17 protein-coding genes, 1 tRNA gene and 1 other annotated feature are annotated in these 15331 nt (G+C 44.4%); of the genes, 3 read left to right on the plus strand and 15 right to left on the minus strand.

What is annotated here, in order from left to right:
• Positions 1-20: 20 nt before the first annotated feature.
• The 5 genes from leuB to ilvB are packed head-to-tail and all read right to left on the minus strand — an operon-like array spanning position 21 to position 5973.
• The gene (gene leuB / locus NSQ83_RS14650) at positions 21-1118 is read right to left on the minus strand and encodes a 3-isopropylmalate dehydrogenase (RefSeq protein ID WP_015251530.1); all 1098 of its coding nucleotides are present in this window, start codon (positions 1116-1118) and stop codon (positions 21-23) included.
• 20 nt (positions 1119-1138) lie between these two features.
• Positions 1139-2695 (minus strand): 2-isopropylmalate synthase, encoded by a 1557-nt coding sequence (locus tag NSQ83_RS14655; protein ID WP_009967929.1) that lies wholly within the window; start codon positions 2693-2695, stop codon positions 1139-1141.
• Positions 2682-3710 carry a ketol-acid reductoisomerase gene (ilvC, locus tag NSQ83_RS14660; protein ID WP_003222549.1) on the minus strand — a complete coding sequence of 343 codons (1029 nt, stop codon included), beginning with the start codon at positions 3708-3710 and terminating at the stop codon, positions 2682-2684. Before ilvC ends, NSQ83_RS14655 begins: the two co-directional genes overlap by 14 nt.
• A gap of 23 nt (positions 3711-3733) precedes the next feature.
• Positions 3734-4252, minus strand: a complete 519-nt coding sequence (ilvN, locus tag NSQ83_RS14665) for an acetolactate synthase small subunit (protein ID WP_004399096.1) — start codon at positions 4250-4252, stop codon at positions 3734-3736.
• Positions 4249-5973 (minus strand): acetolactate synthase large subunit, encoded by a 1725-nt coding sequence (gene ilvB / locus NSQ83_RS14670; protein WP_029726372.1) that lies wholly within the window; start codon positions 5971-5973, stop codon positions 4249-4251. Before ilvB ends, ilvN begins: the two co-directional genes overlap by 4 nt.
• Before the next feature lie 121 nt (positions 5974-6094).
• Positions 6095-6341 (minus strand) — a binding site (T-box leader).
• Between the two features lie 447 nt (positions 6342-6788).
• Here ilvB and cotQ point away from each other — a divergent pair.
• The 3 genes from cotQ (at position 6789) to NSQ83_RS14685 (ending at position 8748) form a co-directional block, all read left to right on the plus strand.
• Positions 6789-7124 carry an inner spore coat protein CotQ gene (gene cotQ / locus NSQ83_RS14675; RefSeq protein WP_004398743.1) on the plus strand — a complete coding sequence of 112 codons (336 nt, stop codon included), beginning with the start codon at positions 6789-6791 and terminating at the stop codon, positions 7122-7124.
• Positions 7125-7287: 163 nt separating this feature from the next.
• Positions 7288-7743, plus strand: coding sequence for a GNAT family N-acetyltransferase (locus NSQ83_RS14680; RefSeq protein WP_198878586.1), 456 nt, complete (start codon positions 7288-7290; stop codon positions 7741-7743).
• Between the two features lie 183 nt (positions 7744-7926).
• Positions 7927-8748 carry a YsnF/AvaK domain-containing protein gene (locus NSQ83_RS14685; RefSeq protein WP_003229586.1) on the plus strand — a complete coding sequence of 274 codons (822 nt, stop codon included), beginning with the start codon at positions 7927-7929 and terminating at the stop codon, positions 8746-8748.
• Positions 8749-8811: 63 nt separating this feature from the next.
• Here the strand turns inward: NSQ83_RS14685 and NSQ83_RS14690 are convergent.
• From NSQ83_RS14690 to sdhB, 10 genes are all read right to left on the minus strand, one after another.
• Positions 8812-8885: transfer RNA gene (locus NSQ83_RS14690), tRNA-Arg, on the minus strand.
• Positions 8886-9015: 130 nt separating this feature from the next.
• On the minus strand, positions 9016-9525 hold the full coding sequence (locus NSQ83_RS14695) for a metallophosphoesterase (RefSeq protein WP_173614221.1): 510 nt from the start codon (positions 9523-9525) through the stop codon (positions 9016-9018).
• Between the two features lie 15 nt (positions 9526-9540).
• Positions 9541-10137, minus strand: a complete 597-nt coding sequence (locus NSQ83_RS14700; RefSeq protein WP_015251523.1) for an XTP/dITP diphosphatase — start codon at positions 10135-10137, stop codon at positions 9541-9543.
• Positions 10138-10150: 13 nt separating this feature from the next.
• Complete coding sequence (gene rph, locus NSQ83_RS14705) at positions 10151-10888, minus strand: ribonuclease PH (RefSeq protein WP_043856969.1); 738 nt, start codon at positions 10886-10888, stop codon at positions 10151-10153.
• A gap of 110 nt (positions 10889-10998) precedes the next feature.
• Positions 10999-12099 carry a spore germination protein GerM gene (gene gerM / locus NSQ83_RS14710; protein ID WP_046160712.1) on the minus strand — a complete coding sequence of 367 codons (1101 nt, stop codon included), beginning with the start codon at positions 12097-12099 and terminating at the stop codon, positions 10999-11001.
• Between the two features lie 114 nt (positions 12100-12213).
• Positions 12214-13032 (minus strand): glutamate racemase, encoded by an 819-nt coding sequence (gene racE / locus NSQ83_RS14715; RefSeq protein ID WP_015251521.1) that lies wholly within the window; start codon positions 13030-13032, stop codon positions 12214-12216.
• A gap of 7 nt (positions 13033-13039) precedes the next feature.
• Positions 13040-13480, minus strand: coding sequence for a MarR family transcriptional regulator (locus NSQ83_RS14720; protein ID WP_003229573.1), 441 nt, complete (start codon positions 13478-13480; stop codon positions 13040-13042).
• A gap of 243 nt (positions 13481-13723) precedes the next feature.
• Positions 13724-13948 (minus strand): spore germination transcription factor GerE, encoded by a 225-nt coding sequence (gene gerE, locus NSQ83_RS14725; RefSeq protein ID WP_003184172.1) that lies wholly within the window; start codon positions 13946-13948, stop codon positions 13724-13726.
• 115 nt (positions 13949-14063) lie between these two features.
• Positions 14064-14507 (minus strand): thioesterase family protein, encoded by a 444-nt coding sequence (locus NSQ83_RS14730; protein ID WP_015251520.1) that lies wholly within the window; start codon positions 14505-14507, stop codon positions 14064-14066.
• Between the two features lie 60 nt (positions 14508-14567).
• On the minus strand, positions 14568-15329 hold the full coding sequence (gene sdhB / locus NSQ83_RS14735; protein WP_003229569.1) for a succinate dehydrogenase iron-sulfur subunit: 762 nt from the start codon (positions 15327-15329) through the stop codon (positions 14568-14570).
• Positions 15330-15331 lie beyond the last annotated feature (2 nt).

A 15331-nucleotide genomic window follows, 5' to 3' on the forward strand; every position in this document is an offset into this window, starting at 1 on the left:
AGACCGCTTAACGTAAGCTGTCACACATTAGAAATTGTATTTTCACTCATGATTGCTGCCTTAACTTCCTCTGTAATGGCCTGAGTGCTGCTGAACTCTTCACCCCGTGCCAAGTCTCTTGTTCTTTTTCCGGAAGCCAAGACTTTGTTTACCGCATCTTCTACAGCTTTCGCTTCCTCTTCAAGCCCGAAAGATGTTCTCAAAAGCATTGCCGCTGACAATATGGCTGCGAACGGATTTGCCATCCCTTTACCAGCAATATCAGGCGCGGAGCCATGAACAGGTTCAAACAGATGAAGACCAGAGCTTGATAGGCTGGCTGACGGGAGCATTCCGAGCGAGCCTGTAAGCATGGACGCTTCATCGCTTAAAATATCACCGAACATATTTTCAGTCACCACGACATCAAATTGATTCGGTGCATAAATTAGCTGCATGGCCGCGTTATCCACAAGCATGTGCTCAAGCTTCACATCAGGAAACTCTTGTGCAACGTCCTCAGCCACTTCACGCCACAGCCGGCTTGATTCAAGAACATTCGCTTTATCTACAGAGGTCACTTTGCCTTTTCTGGCTGCCGCCATTTTGAAGCCCTCTCTGATCACTCGTTCAATTTCCGTTCGCTTATAAAACAGTGTATCTACTGCTTCCTGCTCACCTTCAGTGTTTACATAACGTTTGCTCGGCTGGCCGAAATACAAGCCGCCTGTGAGCTCACGAACGATAACGAAATCAACATTATCTATATATTCTTTTTTCAAAGGCGAAGCGTCAGAAAGGCTTTCAAATACCTTCACAGGCCGCAAATTCGCAAACAAATCAAGCTGTTTTCTGATGCTGAGCAGCCCTTTTTCCGGTCTCAGTTCCGAAGGATTTTGATCCCATTTCGGTCCGCCGACAGCACCAAGCAATATCGCGTCTGCATTTTTACAAGCAGCAACGGTTTCCTCCGGGAGGGGGTTATGATGTTCATCAATAGCCGCCCCTCCAATCAGGCCATATTCAAATTCAAATTCATGGTTAAAGCGTTCGGCAACACTTTTCAGTACGTCTGTCGCTGATTCTAATACTTCAGGGCCGATCCCGTCTCCGGGCAATAGAGCAATACGTTTCTTCAAGTTAACCGTTCTCCTTTCTTTTATGATCCGACAGCTGTGTGGTTTTTCAATCCGCTCATATTCGACTGGAAAACCAATTGACGGTTTACTGCGTTCAAATAGGCTTTCGCTGATGCTTCTAATACGTCTTGCGCTATGCCCCGCCCTGCTGATTCTTTTCCGTTCACCAAAACTCTTACATACACCTGGGCAAATGCATCTTCGCCTTTTCTATTAGACTGAATGCGGTAGTCTAAGAGCTCCACATCCTTATCGATGCAGCGCTCAAGCGTATTGTAGATTGCTTCCACGCTTCCAGCTCCAGTTGCAGCTTCCTGAATAAGCTGTGCGTTTTCTTGATTTTTCAAAGATAGAGTAGCCGTAGGGACCTGACTTGTTCCGTAATGTACTTGCAGAGAAAGAAATTCATACCCAATCTTGCGATCTGTTACTTTTTCTTCTAAAATAAGAGAAACAAGATCCTCATCAGTGATTTCTTTTTTCTTCTCAGTCAACTCTTTGAACATCGTAAAGAATTTATTAATCTCTTCACTGTCAAATTGGAATCCTAAAGCAGTCAGCCGGTCTTTAAATGCGTGGCGTCCGGAATGTTTACCTAGGACAAGCGCATCTGCGGTTACGCCGACAAGCTCCGGTGAAATAATTTCATAAGTCGATTTTTCCTTTAAAAAGCCGTCCTGATGGATGCCTGATTCATGAGCAAATGCATTATCTCCAACAACCGCTTTGTTGCGCGGGACAGCCATGCCTGTCAGTTTGCTTACTAAATCACTTGTTCTCTTAATCTCGTTCAGCGTAATACCTGTTTCGACTTGGTAGAAATCTTTTCTGGTATGGAGGGCTACGGCAATTTCCTCTAATGCCGCGTTTCCGGCTCTTTCACCGATCCCGTTCACAGCGCATTCGATTTGATCAGCGCCATTTTCAATCGCAGCAAGAGAGTTTGCGACTGCCATTCCCAAATCATCATGACAGTGGGCTGAAAGCTTTGCTTTGTGAATGTTCGGAACGTTTTCTTTCATATATTTAAAGATATTTCCGTATTCCGCCGGGGCCAGGTAGCCGACAGTGTCCGGAAGATTGATAACACTGGCGCCTGCGTCAATCACTTTCTCGACGATTTCTGCTAGAAACGGCAGTTCAGTGCGGCAGGCATCTTCAGCTGACCATTGCACAATCGGAAAACGTTCTTTTGCGTATTTCACCATTCCAACTGCTCTTTCAATGACTTGTTCACGTGTCATTTTCAGCTTGTGCTTCAAATGAATGTCCGATGTGGCGATAAATACATGAATTCTTGGTTGAGCGCCATCCTTTAACGCTTCCCAAGCAGCATCAATATCACCTTTTACACAACGGGCCAGACCAGTTACTGAACAATTTTTAATGGTTCTTGCGATTTCCTGAACAGCTAAAAAGTCACCTCGGGACGAAGCGGGAAATCCCGCTTCAATGATGTCTGCCCCGAGTCTTTCGAGCTGCTTAGCTATGGCAAGTTTCTCCTGTGTATTCAAGTTCACTCCAGGGGACTGTTCACCATCACGAAGCGTCGTATCGAAAAAATTAATTTTGCGCAACGGAGACCACCGCTTCCTTCTTCTTGCCTTGTTTCACAAACGGCATCATTTCACGAAGCTTTCTTCCCACTACTTCGATTTGATGTTCGTTCTCGCTTGCATTGATAGCGTTGAAACGAGGACGGTTTACTTGGTTTTCGACGATCCACTCTTTTGCGAATGTACCGTTTTGGATATCTTTTAATACTTCTTTCATAGATTCTTTTACTTTAGCGTCCACAACGCGAGGGCCTGATACGAAATCTCCCCACTGTGCTGTGTCAGAGATTGAATATCTCATTCCTGCAAGTCCTTCTTCGTACATAAGGTCTACGATTAATTTCAGCTCATGAAGACACTCGAAGTATGCAAGTTCAGGCTGATAACCTGCTTCAGTTAAGGTTTCAAATCCGGCTTTGACAAGCGCGCTTAATCCGCCGCAAAGAACTGCTTGCTCACCGAACAAATCTGTTTCTGTTTCTTCTTTAAATGTCGTTTCTAATACGCCCGCTCTTGCGCCGCCGATTCCTTTAGCATAAGCGAGGGCTTTGTCTCTTGCTTCTCCAGTCACATCTTGATAGATTGCGAACAATGCAGGTACGCCAGCTCCTTGCTCATATGTTCTTCTTACCAAGTGTCCCGGGCCTTTAGGGGCCACTAAGAATACATCTACATCCGCTGGAGGAACAATTTGATGGAAATGCACGTTAAATCCATGAGCGAATACTAATGATTTTCCTGCTGTCAATTCATCTTTGATTTCAGCTTCGTAGACTTTTTGCTGCTGCTCATCCGGAAGCAGAACCATGATGATTTCGGCTTGGGCTGCCGCTTCTTTTACTGAAAATACTTTATGTCCGTCTTCTTGGGCTTGAGTGAAAGATTTTCCTTGTCTAACACCGACGATCACGTCTACTCCGCTTTCTTTAAGGTTCAGGGCATGTGCGTGGCCTTGCGAACCGTACCCGATAACCGCTACTGTTTTTCCAGCCAATACGTTCTCTTTGATATCACCGTTATAATATACTTTTACCATTTTAATCTCTCCCTTGTTATGTTTTATACAATAGATATTGTTTTATTGGATGACGCCTTTTGCTGGGTTCCCCTCGCAAAAGCCGTTGTACCTGTTCTCGCGATTTCTTTAATGCCATAAGGTTTTAATAACTCAATAAGCGCTTCAATTTTGTTAGATTCACCCGTCACCTGAACAACGATGCTGTCTCTGCTGACATCAACGACAGAGGCTCTAAACGGTTCTATGATTCCATTAATCTCTGTTCTCGTTGAAGGTGCGGAGACAACCTTGATTAAGGCCAGCTCCCTCTGGACAATCGATTGATTTGTGATGTCTGTGACTTTCAGCACATCAATCTGTTTGTTGAGCTGTTTCGTTAACTGTTCAACATCATTTTCTCCTTCAACGTGAACGACGAAGGTGATTCTGGAAACGCCGGCTGTTTCTGTGTGCCCAACTGTAATGCTTTCAATGTTGTAATGCCTTTTTGTGAATAGACCGGTGATCCGGTTTAACACCCCGGAGCGGTTCACCACAGTCAATGTGATAATTCTTTTCAAGGTTTCACCCCCACCATTTCATGCAGCCCTTTCCCCGGAGCCACCATCGGGAATACTTTTTCTTCGCTGGCAACCCGCACGTCAATGACAACAGGTTCTCTTGATGTTAATGCCTCTTCCAGCTTTTCCTTTGCTTCCGCTTCTGATGAAATTCTGATGCCTTTAATGCCGTATGCTTCGGACAATTTGACGAAGTCAGGCTGAGAAGCGAATTTAGATTCTGAATAACGTTCTTCATAGAAAATTTCCTGCCACTGTCTGACCATTCCGAGACAAGCGTTATTTAAAATCACTACCTTGACCGGAAGATTTAATTCGCGAATAACATCGAGTTCTTGAAGCGTCATTTGGAATCCGCCGTCTCCGACAACCGCGACAACAGTAGCATCTTTTTCGGCCAGCTGTGCGCCGATCGCCGCCGGAAGACCGAATCCCATCGTTCCAAGTCCGCCTGACGTGACCCATTTATCTGCTTTTTGGAACGGATAAAATTGCGCTGACCACATTTGATGCTGGCCTACATCCGTTGCGACAATGGCCTCTCCTTTTGTAAATTGATGAATATATTCAATCAATTTCTGAGGTTTAAAACCTTCTTCTTCATTATCTACATACCAGAGCGGATACTCTTCTTTCCATTCGGCGAGCTGTTTTTTCCATTCGCTTGAATCGCTTTGTTTGCCGTCTTGTTTGATCAGCTCCTGCAGGACAATTTTGCTGTCTCCGACTACAGGAATCTGTGTTTTCATGATTTTTCCGATTTCAGCTGGATCAATATCGATGTGAGCAATCTTTGCGTTTCTGGCAAAGTGTTTCAGGTTTCCTGTGACACGGTCATCAAAACGGGCGCCGATACTGATTAATAGATCACATTCATGAAGGGCCATATTGGCTGTATAAGTACCGTGCATTCCCGCCATCCCCAGGAAAAGCGGATGGTCAGCCGGGAAGCCTCCGAGCCCCAAAAGGGTGTGTACCACAGGGATTTGCTGCTGTTCAGCATAATTTTTTAATTCTTCTGACGCTTTTCCGTGCAGTACGCCCGCACCCGCCAGGATCACCGGTTTTTTCGCACTGCTCACGGCTTCCACAAGCTTGCGGATCTGCAAATAATTCGGCTCTGTTGTCGGCTGGTATCCCGGGAGATTCATCTCATGATCGTAGCTGAATTCTCCTTCAATTGTTGCTACATCTTTCGGAATATCAATCAATACAGGTCCGGGTCTTCCAGTTGTTGCAATATGGAACGCTTCTTTAATGATGCGCGGCAGATCTTCCGGCTGGCGAACCTGGTAGCTGTGTTTTGTTACTGGCATCGTAATCCCTAAAATGTCTGCTTCCTGAAATGCATCGCTCCCGATTACAGAGGTTGCTACCTGCCCTGTAAAGACGACTAACGGCAATGAATCAATCATGGCATCAGCAAGGCCTGTAACAAGGTTTGTCGCTCCCGGCCCTGACGTGGCAATGACGACACCCGGTTTTCCGGAGACCCTTGCGTATCCCTCCGCTGCATGAATTGCTCCTTGTTCGTGACGGGGAAGGATATGTACCAACCCTGAATTGTATAGCTTATCGTAAATCGGAAGCACAGCCCCGCCCGGATAACCGAAGATCATTTCTACTTTCTCTTTTTTTAATGATTCAATCAGCATTAATGCTCCGCTCATCGTCTGTGTACATTCGGCAGATGCTGAATCCACCTGTACATTAGTCCCCATTTTAGTTCCTCCTTTTGGATTTTCATCCTTTAAAGATCATCTTTTCATTAGCTATATAGCTGATTATTCAATAAAAAAAGCCCTTCCGCCCACAATCAGCCGCGCAGTAACTGCGATAGCTAAAAGGGGCGAAAAGGCTTTTCTTTCCGCGGTACCACCCTTGTTTACGGCCTGTTAATCGGCCGTCTCATGGATATTTCTATCCGCTTTAGTAACGAGTGAATCAAGTTCACCCGGCCAAGTCCTACTGTCATTTCAGACTGGCACTCTGAGGCGAGTTCACCTTGTAAAGCTTCGCCGGTTCTCAGCTAACCCGGTTCTCTGTGGAAAGCTTTTTCAAGGCTACTTATCCTCATCTGCGCTTTTCATATTCAGCCTTCGGAACGGCTTTCCAGCTGTTCAAGAAGGTCGTTTGTTTTTCACTTTTTTAGAATCATACTGCGATGATTTTCGCTTGTGAAGCTTGCGTTTATCTTTTGTTGAACTCATATTACGCCGCTTTGGACGCAGTGTCAACAGCATTTTTTAAAATTATTAGACAATTTCGATTAATCAAACTATATTGTATACGCTTTCATTATTGGTACAAAAGGAATTGCAAATGTTAAAAGTTTTTATAATTTTTTTATTAATCTATCAAGAATAAACCAGAATTATTTAATTTTATATAAACATGTAAGATTTTATAACACGATATGGTTCGTATATGGATTGAGTCTGACAGATCATCTTGCAATCCATTTCAATTTCGGATAGGCACTTCTCTTGTTCCCTCGGCATACATTAATGATATCTTGCAAAGAAAAGGTGATACGATGAATAAATCATTTGCAGACATGCAAGGATTTCCTGCGGGCTTTCCAAGCTTCCCCAACTTTCCGCAGCAGTACTATCCTGCTGTCCCTCCCTTTTACCAGCAAAGCCAGCAGCCATTTGGAGGCTACGGATACGGACAGCCGTTCAGTCAGGCATACAGCCCGTTAACCACTCCCTCTGGAATGTACTCCTCATTCCCATACGCTTCAGGATTTTACGGACAGCAATTTTCAGGTGCAGGCTTTAGCGGCCATGGCGGCAGCTTAAGTGCTCCAGCGATACATGCCGGCGGATTCAGCGGGGCGCCAGGCGTACACGGAGGCTTTAGATATTAAAGAAAATCTCAAGGGCCGAACAACGATTTCGGCCTCTTTTTTGCTTTCAAGATCTTTTGCAACTCATACATTCCAAAAAGGCTTCAATACTGTCAGATTATCTGTCTTTATAGTTGGAAACAGGATCGAATATGATTAAGATGAATGTTTGAGGAGGAATAAAATGTATATAAAACTAGATGATTTAACTGGTCATCAGGTGGTTTCACTGGTGAATGAGCATTTACATAGCATGACGCTTATGTCCCCGCCGGAAAGCATCCATGCCTTAGGTTTAGAGAAACTAAGAGGCCCTGGAATAACATTTTGGAGTGCATGGGAGGGTGATGAACTAGCTGGCTGCGGAGCGCTAAAAGAACTAGACAGCCGGCACGGAGAAATCAAATCAATGCGAACAGCTGCATCACATTTAAGAAAAGGCGTTGCCAAACAAGTTCTCCAGCATATCATTGAAGAAGCCGAGAAGCGAGGCTATGAGCGGTTAAGCTTAGAAACGGGTTCAATGGCTTCATTTGAGCCGGCAAGAAAATTGTATGAAAGCTTCGGTTTCCAGTATTGTGAACCGTTTGCAGACTACGGTGAAGATCCAAACAGTGTGTTTATGAGGAAGAAATTGTGAGACGGCTTTATAAGGATAGATAAGTGCAGGGGAAGGTCTGTCTTATCTATCTTTTTTTATATTCACACATTTTTCACCTTTATGATACACGCCAATGTTTTCAATTTTGTTTAATTCAAAGAACAGCGGGAATTACAAACGACATGAACGATATCATGCAAATTCATAAAGGAGGAGATTGATATGAAAAGCATAGTTGGTGTATATGAAACTCCGCAGGAAACCATCGCAGCGATTGAAGGCTTACTTACAAAAGGCTATGATTCTGATGACATTTCTGTTGTGACAAGCCGGCGAGATACAGATTATTTGGAGTCACGTACAGGAACAGAAGTCAATCAAGCTATCGATGCACATCAGGACGAATCTGAATCTTTTTTCGATAAACTGAAAGATTATTTCACAATGGATGATACTGCTACACACAGCAAAGCATTATCCGACTTGGATATTAAAACTGATGAAATAGACAAGTATCAAGAAGATTTGGATGACGGAAAACTTCTGGTAGCCGTCGATACAGATGCAGATGTAATTGCTCCTATTGATAACGGCAATGCCCTTTCAGGCGGCTTTTCAAGCACAAATGAATTGGATTATACAACGAAAGAAGAAAAAACGATGCCGCTCCGGGAAGAACAGCTGAAGGTCGATAAGGAAGACGTTCAAACCGGCGAAGTAGAAATAGGAAAAGAAGTGAAAACAGAAAAAAGAGATATGGACATTCCGGTGAGACATGATGAAATTTATGTCGAACGCCGTCCAGTGGATGAAAATAAAACGGACGCTGCTCCCGTCAACGATTCGGAAGAGATCAGAGTTCCAATCGTTGAGGAAAAGCTGGAAGTGACTAAAAAACCGGTTGTTACTGATGAAGTGGTTGTCGGCAAACGCACTGTTGAAGAAAATGAACATATTTCTGAAACTGTGAAAAAAGAAGAACCTCGTCTGAATAAAGAAGGAAAAGTTGACGGCTTGGATGATGATCCGTTAAATAACAAATGAAAATCATAGACCGACAACAAAAAACCTCAAATCCTAAATGGATTTGAGGTTTTTCTTTTGGTACGTCCCAGGAGAGATTCGAACTCCCGACCGACGGCTTAGAAGGCCGTTGCTCTATCCAGCTGAGCTACTGGGACACGTTTTGTTTTTTTGTTTTTCGCTTTAACTATCAGCGACAAGATTTATTATATATGGGATGCAATAATAAGTCAACGGTTTTTTAGAATTTTTTTCATGAGGAAGAAAATTTTCTTCCTCATGACATTTTCATAGTGTGACTCGATTTTGCAGATCCTCAATTTCATTGCCTGCTTGGTCGTAAAAACGGACTGTCGCAGCATCATTTTCTAATGTCAGTATAGCATAGCTTTCTGTCCTGCGCACCCTCGGAAGCCGGATGCTGCCTGGGTTAATCATCAGTTTTCCGTGCAGCACTTCGCTTCCCGCGATGTGCGAATGCCCGAAGCAGATAACATCCGCTCCGAGCTCCTCTGCACGATAGTATACGTTTAACAAGGTCTGTTTTATACCGTGAAGGTGGCCGTGTGTGACCAGTATTTTTCTTGAACCGGCAGTCAGTAGAAGCTCGTCCTTAAAATCGCCGGCAAAATCGCAATTGCCTTTTACAACCGCATAAGGCTCCAATGCAGGATGCTTCGTTTCAAGCTCAGAGTCCCCGCAATGAATCATGAGATCAACTTCTGCCTCATGCCGTTTCGCAATGGTTTGGAGTTCTTCTTCAAGCCCATGGCTGTCACTGATAATCAGCACGTTCATGTACAAGCTTCCTCCTTATGCCTCCAAAAGCTTAGACAGCTTTTTAAGCGCGTCAGCCCTATGGCTGATTTTATTTTTTTCATCACTTGTCAGTTCAGCCATTGTCTTATCTTTATCTTTCACGATAAAGATTGGGTCATAGCCAAAGCCATATTCTCCTCTCGGTTCTTCGGCAATATACCCTTCAACATGGCCTTCGACTGTTTTTGTTTCCTCTCCGGGAATACTCACGGCCAGTGCGCAGCGGAAACGGGCGGTGCGCTGTTCTTTTTCGATACCTTTCAGCTCGCTGAGCACTTTTTCGATATTTGCCTGGTCGTCTTTCTGTTCCCCTGCATAGCGGGCTGAATAAACCCCGGGTCTGCCGCCAAGATTATCGATGGATAGACCGGAGTCGTCCGCAATCACCATTTTGTTCACTGCTTTGGCAACAGCTTCCGCTTTCAGAATGGCATTTTCTTCAAATGTATGGCCTGTTTCTTCAATTTCTTCAGTGAATCCAATTTCAGCTAAAGATTTGACATCATAGCCTCTTGGCTCAAGAATTTCTTTGAATTCCTTCACTTTTCCCGGATTATGTGTCGCAATAATTGCTTCTTTCATGATGATCAAGCCTTTCTTGTCTTTATTTCAGTTCTGGCAGAGAATCACCCAGCACTTCTTTTTGCTTGTCAATCAGCTCTTGGATTCCTTTTTCCGCAAGACCCAGAAGACCGTTCAGATCCTCTCTAGAAAAAGTCGCCTCTTCCCCGGTTCCCTGCAGTTCCACAAAATGGCCGCTGCCTGTCATGATGACATTCATGTCAACTTCAGCGGAGGAATCTTCTTCATAATTTAAATCTAACAAAATTCCCTGTTCCTTATCAATTCCAACAGAGATCGCAGCAAGAAAATCAGTGATCGGATTTGTCTTGATTGTTCCTGCTTTGATCAGCTTGCCAATCGCAATCGCCATAGCAAGAAATGCGCCTGTAATGGAAGCTGTTCTAGTTCCTCCATCAGCTTGAATGACATCACAGTCAATCCAAATCGTCCGTTCACCGAGCTTTTCCAGATCTACAACAGCTCGAAGCGCTCGGCCGATCAGGCGTTGGATCTCCATTGTTCTGCCGGAAATTTTCCCCTTAGAAGATTCTCTGATTGTTCTTTGGTTTGTTGCCCGCGGCAGCATGCTGTATTCAGCAGTAATCCAGCCTTTTCCCCCGCCCCGCAAAAACGGCGGCACGCGATCCTCAACGGACGCATTGCAGATTACTTTTGTATTTCCCGCTGTTATTAGAACAGAACCTTCCGGATGGCTGATAAAATCCAAATCGAATGTGATTGGGCGCAGCTCATCATGTTGTCTTCCGTCATGTCTCATGTTTTACCTCCGATTGTATGTACATAAACCATTTTTGTCCCGGAATTGAATAAAGAAAGAGGCAGCCGGAACGCTAACCTCTTTCTTTCTAGTATATCAAAAATCCCAATTTAAAAACTACCCGTATTCACTTGAGAAGGTCTGGAGACCGGTTCTGTGAGCTTTTCGCCTTTTTCATTTACAAGCTCTGATTTTCCGTTCACTTTAACAGAGACGCTTTTTACATCCGGCTGCTCCGTTAACGTCAGCACAATGCTGTTCAGCACTTCTGAAGAAATCATTTTCGTCTTCTCATCGGCGCTGCCGAATATAGATTGATTGAAATCCAACGTCACGCGCCCGTCTTTGATTTTCGGTTTGCTGACAAGCTTTACATCTTCACTGAAGTCTGTTAACAGCCCGCTCACCTTGCTCGGCCCTTTAGCCAATTCATTGATAGCTGCCGTAACGTCGTCTTTTTCCGAATTGTCGATTCGTTTGGTCACCGGCACGTAGTATTCACTGTCTTCGTTTTCCGCCAAGTAGTAGACTGTCAGCGGATGGGTAGCAGTGAGATCATTTACACCGGCTGTCTCCAAATTAATGCCGTCTTTGCGGCTTAAATCATCTGAGATCGGCGTCCCTCCTACAGGCATCTCCTTCAGTTCATGCCCGTTTATTCTCAGCTTCACTTTATCTATCGAACTAAATTGCGTCAGCGTCCACGTCACAGATTGAACGATTTTCTGTTCGTCTTCTTTCTTATAATTTTTGAACTCATTAGAGAAATCAGCTATCGCGGTTCCATCTTTTTTGATGTCAACGTTAACGGTGGTGTCAGCCGGCAATACAGCTCTGAAGCCATTCGGAAGAATTTCAGACACAGGCCCGCCCTGTACGAGGTATTCAAGCGCCTGCTTAGCCGTGCTCTCACTTTTAGGGAGAGGCAGCGTTTGCGCAACAACATACCCGTTTTTATCAATGAGATAAAGCTCCCTCATAACAGTAGATGAGGCTTGATCCGCTTTTGCTGTATCGCTTTTTTCGCTTTCTGTTTTTTTGGCTGCTGTTGTATTTGAATTGGCACCCGCTTCATCGTTCACGAATGTAACGTCTTGAGGCGGATCAATTTCCTCGGCTGCCTTATCAGATTGAAACAAACCGCATCCGGATAAAAGCAAGGCAGAGGTGAGACAAGTGGCACCAATGACTGCAGGTCCTTTTTTCAGCATACTTTTCCCTCCTAAGGATGTTTGTACTATTATGTATACGAGCCTCTTTAGGAAATAGACCGAAGAATTCCGGCAAAACAGAAAAAAACCCGCAACATACCGTTGCGGGGAAAACTATCTTCTAATCGGTTCTTGCAGTGAGATGCATTCCACATGGCCTACCTCATGCCCAAACCAATCGTCTGCGATTTTCGCAAACTGATCACGCGCTCCTGTTGTCAAGAACTGATGATCCGGGGCATTCGCAGACTGGTTCAGCAGCCCTTTATACGAAAGAATCGTGCTGACTTCCCGGGCTGTTTCATCGCCGGACGAAATAATGTTAACGTGTTCTCCCATATATCTTTGAATGGCTTCTTTTAAAATGGGATAGTGGGTGCAGCCTAAAATCAGCGAATCAATCGATGTATCTTTTAACGGATACAGCGAGGTTTTGACAATCTCGTCTGCTGTTTTGTCAAGAAACTTCCCGCTTTCCACAAAAGGCACAAGCAGCGGGCAGGCAAGGTTTTCAACCTTCAGATCAGGATTTAATGCCAAAAGCGCCTCTTCGTATGCATTGCTCTTAATCGTATTCTCTGTGCCGATGACACCGATATGCTGATTATCCGTCACTTTTATCGCTGCTCTCGCACCAGGCTGGATCACTCCGACCACCGGTATACCGACGCTTCGCTGGATGTCATCCAATGCGATCGCTGTTGCTGTATTACAGGCGATCACGAGCATTTTGATGTGGTGGTTTTCGAGTAAATAATTCGTCAGCTCCCACGTATATTGAAGCACCTCTTCTTCAGGGCGCGGCCCATAAGGACACCGTTTCGTATCCCCGACGTAGATAATATTTTCTTTAGGTAGCTGTCTCATGATTTCCTTCGCAACGGTTAAACCGCCAACCCCGGAATCAATGACTCCTATTGGTTGTTCCAACAAAATCGCCTCATTTTCTCTTCATTTCATGCTGCAGTTTCATCAAAGATTTTTCGAAGATGGCTATTTCTTCATCTGTAAACGATTCGAACATATCACGCAGATATTCCTGTCTTTTTGTAATGACCTCTTGGATAATCCGTTCTCCTTCAGGCAGCAGATGTATCCGGACAACACGTCTGTCCGCCGGGTCCTTGACCCGCTCAACAAGCTCATTTTTTTGCATGCGGTCGATTAAGTCCGTTGTCGTGCTGCATGCCAGATACATTTTGCCCGATAATTCACCGATTGTCATATCTCCTAATTCATAAAGCCATTGCAAGCCGACAAATTGCGGCGGCGTAATCGCATATTGGTTAAGGATTTCTCGTCCTTTTTGCTTAATGATCGCGGCAATGTGGCGGAGTGACTTTTCAATATCCGCAACATGCTCCAAAGGTTTTGATGTCATTTGTCCATCCCTCACTCAAGGATCTCTTACGCACAAAAGCGTTCCGTGTCTATTTTCCTTCTTTTTTGAAGAAAATGCAAGACTCGCAGGAGAGAAATAGAGGACTTTAGTCAAACAACATCAAGAAATAAAATTTAATTTATGACTTGCCTACGTTTTGCACAGCATTCCAAATATGGTTTCGAATGTTCCAAACAAACAGCAATAACCGGCTCCTTCCAAAAGAAGGAATACCGGCAAGGATTAAAGCTCTAGCTCACCCATTCTAAGAAGCTCAACAACGGCTTGCGAACGCCCTTTCACACCCAATTTCTGCATGGCATTTGAAATATGGTTTCGAACGGTTTTCTCACTGATAAATAGCTCGCTTGCAATCTCCTTTGTTGTCTTATCTTGAACGAGCAATTCGAACACTTCTCTTTCTCTTTTCGTTAGCAGCGGCTTCGATTGAAATTCTTTCTCCTTCAAGTATTGTAACCCTCCTTGCTAAGGTGAGAGCGAATCAGAAACGAATGGGTTTTGATATAGTCGAGATATCATATGTAAGAAGGGCGCAGGAGGTGACGTTTACAAGATAATTAGTTTATCGTGTATGAAGAAGCGTTTCTTTCTCCTCATCCGTCCAGCTGACAGCCTTGCCGCTTTCCTTTGAGACTTGAACCATCACGACTGCCCCGGTGAAGCAGGGTTCGCCTTCGAGGTTCTCTCCGAGATAGTGCAAGGTAAGAGATGAACTGCCGACTGCGCTTGTTTTCACATAGATGCGCAACTCTTCATAAGGCATGACTTGGCGCAAATAATCGCATTGCTGGCTTGCCACGACTGTCATGGTCTGTTTGTTTTCACTCATCATATTCAGCTTTTTAAAATAAGAAATCCGCGCCTCCTCAAAATATATAAAAGGGGTTACATTATTCATATGCCCAAACATGTCTGTCTCCGAAAATCTTACGGATACCTCATTGAAAAAAGAAAAGGATGTTTTCCATTCTTGAAACGGCATATCAATATAAGCGGGAAGCTTCACCTTTTTTCATCTCCTTATTGTTTAAAAAAACCTCTCCCATGCGGAAGAGGTTTTTTCTTCTTATACTCTGTCGCTTCCGAAGAAATTGCGGAACGCTTGTAAGTTTGTATCTCTATTCAAGGCTGCAATCGAAGTGGTAAGCGGAATCCCCTTCGGACAGGATTGAACACAGTTTTGCGAGTTGCCGCAATCTGCAAGGCCGCCTTCATCCATTAATGCTTCTAATCGTTCAGATTTATTCATGGCGCCTGTCGGATGCGCGTTAAACAGGCGGACTTGCGACATCGGTGCAGGCCCCATGAACTTCGATTTGCTGTTCACATTCGGGCAAGCTTCGAGGCAGACGCCGCATGTCATGCATTTTGATAATTCATATGCCCATTGACGGCGTTTTTCCGGCATTCTCGGCCCCGGTCCTAAATCGTACGTACCGTCAATCGGTATCCATGCTTTAACTTTTTTCAATGAATCAAACATTCTGCTGCGATCAACCTGCAAATCACGAACGACTGGGAATGTTTTCATTGGTTTTAAACGGATCGGCTGTTCAAGCTGGTCAATAAGCGCCGTACAAGACTGGCGGGGCTTTCCGTTTATGACCATTGAACATGCGCCGCATACTTCCTCAAGGCAGTTCATATCCCATGTGACAGGGGTTGTCTTCTCACCTTTGACATTAACCGGATTCCGGCGGATTTCCATCAGAGCGGAAATGACGTTCAGATTCGGGCGGTATGGAATCTCAAATTCTTCATCATAAGGCGTGCTGTCAGCTGTATCTTGACGTGTGATAATAAATCGTATGGTTTTTTGTTCACTCATGA

This window comes from Bacillus sp. PS217 (assembly GCF_037963535.1).
Lineage (GTDB): Bacteria > Bacillota > Bacilli > Bacillales > Bacillaceae > Bacillus > Bacillus subtilis.

Excerpts from the sequence above, each read along its gene's own strand:
- NSQ83_RS14720 (WP_003229573.1), bottom strand. The coding sequence starts at position 13,480 with ATGACATCAAAACCTTTGGAGCATGTTGCGGATATTGAAAAGTCACTC.
- NSQ83_RS14685 (WP_003229586.1), top strand. The coding sequence starts at position 7,927 with ATGAAAAGCATAGTTGGTGTATATGAAACTCCGCAGGAAACCATCGCA.
- ilvC (WP_003222549.1), bottom strand. The coding sequence starts at position 3,710 with ATGGTAAAAGTATATTATAACGGTGATATCAAAGAGAACGTATTGGCT.
- cotQ (WP_004398743.1), top strand. The coding sequence starts at position 6,789 with ATGAATAAATCATTTGCAGACATGCAAGGATTTCCTGCGGGCTTTCCA.
- sdhB (WP_003229569.1), bottom strand. The coding sequence starts at position 15,329 with ATGAGTGAACAAAAAACCATACGATTTATTATCACACGTCAAGATACA.
- rph (WP_043856969.1), bottom strand. The coding sequence starts at position 10,888 with ATGAGACATGACGGAAGACAACATGATGAGCTGCGCCCAATCACATTC.
- NSQ83_RS14695 (WP_173614221.1), bottom strand. The coding sequence starts at position 9,525 with ATGAACGTGCTGATTATCAGTGACAGCCATGGGCTTGAAGAAGAACTC.
- gerM (WP_046160712.1), bottom strand. The coding sequence starts at position 12,099 with ATGCTGAAAAAAGGACCTGCAGTCATTGGTGCCACTTGTCTCACCTCT.
- ilvB (WP_029726372.1), bottom strand. The coding sequence starts at position 5,973 with ATGGGGACTAATGTACAGGTGGATTCAGCATCTGCCGAATGTACACAG.
- NSQ83_RS14680 (WP_198878586.1), top strand. The coding sequence starts at position 7,288 with ATGTATATAAAACTAGATGATTTAACTGGTCATCAGGTGGTTTCACTG.